The 1,945-nt window shown below is 62.8% G+C and carries 3 protein-coding genes; all 3 read right to left on the reverse strand.

The window, feature by feature from the left end:
• Positions 1 to 653: DUF4396 domain-containing protein (locus tag ACX80G_RS17080; protein ID WP_459309210.1), on the reverse strand; the 653-nt coding region annotated here is incomplete at its 3' end.
• Between the two features lie 180 nt (positions 654 to 833).
• Positions 834 to 1,112 (reverse strand): SHOCT domain-containing protein, encoded by a 279-nt coding sequence (locus ACX80G_RS17085; protein WP_459309212.1) that lies wholly within the window; start codon positions 1,110 to 1,112, stop codon positions 834 to 836.
• A 137-nt stretch (positions 1,113 to 1,249) separates the two neighbouring features.
• The coding region (locus ACX80G_RS17090) for a M56 family metallopeptidase (protein WP_459309214.1) at positions 1,250 to 1,945 on the reverse strand (696 nt) is incomplete at its 5' end.

Consider the following 1,945-nt stretch of genomic DNA (forward strand, 5'->3'; position numbering starts at 1 on the left):
GGGTAGGCAGTGAGGAAACCGAGGACGAGTCCGATCTGCATGAGGAAGAAGAAGGTGATGTCGGTGGGTGCTGGCATGAAGTTGCCGAAGTGCATTAAAAGCATCCATCCGCCCATGCCGATGTCGAAGGCCAGGACTGTGATGGTGGCGGTCAGGAACGCAACTCCGGCGTTTTTCCCTGCCGTGCTGCGGCCGGTCCGGGAGGCGAAGAAATACTCATAGACAAACAACAACGCGATGGCAAGTAGCGCGATGACGATGATCAGTACCCAGAGGTTTGTTCCGGCGATGGTCAGCCCGCTGGCGACGACGAGGGGAACGCCGATGAAGTGTCCCACGGTTGCAGCGGCTCCGCCCGGTGTGCTGCCAGTAAGCGCCTTGCCGTGGAGATCCTTCTCGGACTGTGCCGCCGGGCCCTCCGGTGTGCTGCTGCGGGTTTTCCCCCACCGGTTGTAGGCCCAGAGACCAAACGGGCCTAGGTAGAGGGCAGAAATTGGCCATACGATGCCCATGGCTGCGTTGGGCTGGCGGTTGCGACGACCGTAGATGTCGTAGAGCACCAACGCAGCACTGATCACTCCCAGCGCAACAAAGAGCCAGGACACCGGCGTCAACCAGCCCGGTATCACTGTTTCCATCGCTGTCATATCCATCGCTTCATCGTTCATAGGGGTAAGCACTTTCTCGTAAGAATTTGTAAGCCGCGGGGCGGTTGCCCTGGACGTGGGTCATGGAGGTGCAAATTTATGGGTAACAAGCAAGGGTGCAGTCAGCCTGCGGATTCTCTACCGGCGATTATCGGTTATCTATGAGGGGGCTGGTTCGCTGGAAGGCTAGGTGGGCGTATTTATGGTGGCGATCCGGCGCCGGTATTCCTCTACGTGTATCTCACCGTTGGCGTAGCGGGTTCGCAGGATATCGCCGGTCTGCTGCGCGGTAGCAGGGCGATTGGCCCGGTGCCCGGCGCCACTCGCACGGGCAATCAGGACTACTGCTGTCGCAGTCACAGCCAAGAGCAGTACCACCACAATCGACCAGATCACCGCCGCGCCGAACATACCCCCGCCCAACATGCTCCCGCCCATCATGCCGTCGTCCATGAATCCGCCCATTCCCTACACCGCCCTCGAATTGACTTCATGCCTGTAACAGTCAGCCTACTATAGACCTTAGTAGGCTGGTAGTCCCAAGACCGAGGAACGCTCAGCGTGTTCCGGCGGGCGGGTGGAGCGCCGTGCTGGACGCCTAATTAGGCGGAAGCGGGGAACCCGGTGGGGCAGGTTTGCGCGTAGGCACTGGAAACGGCCGGTGTCGCCGCTACGGTCAGTGGCAGTACGAGCATCGCTGCGGCCGTGGCCAGCGCAAACGTTGTGCGCAAGGCTCCAAGGGGCGTCCCGGGGGTGGTGAGCCGGCGTACCCTTGCCAGGGCGCTTGCGCCTCCTGCGCCCAGGGCCGCCGCAGGGGTGCTGCGCGCTTCGGCCAGCCGGACAACGGCGGTAGCCACGGTGAGCCGGCTGCTGCCGCGTGCGGCGCGGTCGTCGGCTTCCATTTCAACCAGACGTTGTAATTCGATGCGTGCGATCCGGAACGCCGGGACGCGAGGGAAAGCGCGGTGGAGGGCGTTCGCGGCGGCGAGGATCAGATGATGGCGCCCGCGCAGGTGGGCCATCTCATGGGCGAGCACTGCGGCCCGCTGATCCGCATCGAGGGCGTCCAATGCCGCCGAGGTGAACACTATTTCGTTGCGCCGTCCGGGCAGGCAATAGGCGGCCGCATCGGCGTGATCGAGGATGAGGAACCGCCCACTGGTGTCCCGACGAGCCAAAAGGGCCAATGATTGCAACTGTCGCCCGCGTGCCCTGCGTGCTGAGAGCAGCTCGGCGATCAGGCAAAAACCCGTCCGCAATACGACAGCCACTGCGGTGAGGGCACCGGCTGTCGTGAC

The organism is Arthrobacter glycogeni (genome assembly GCF_054510815.1).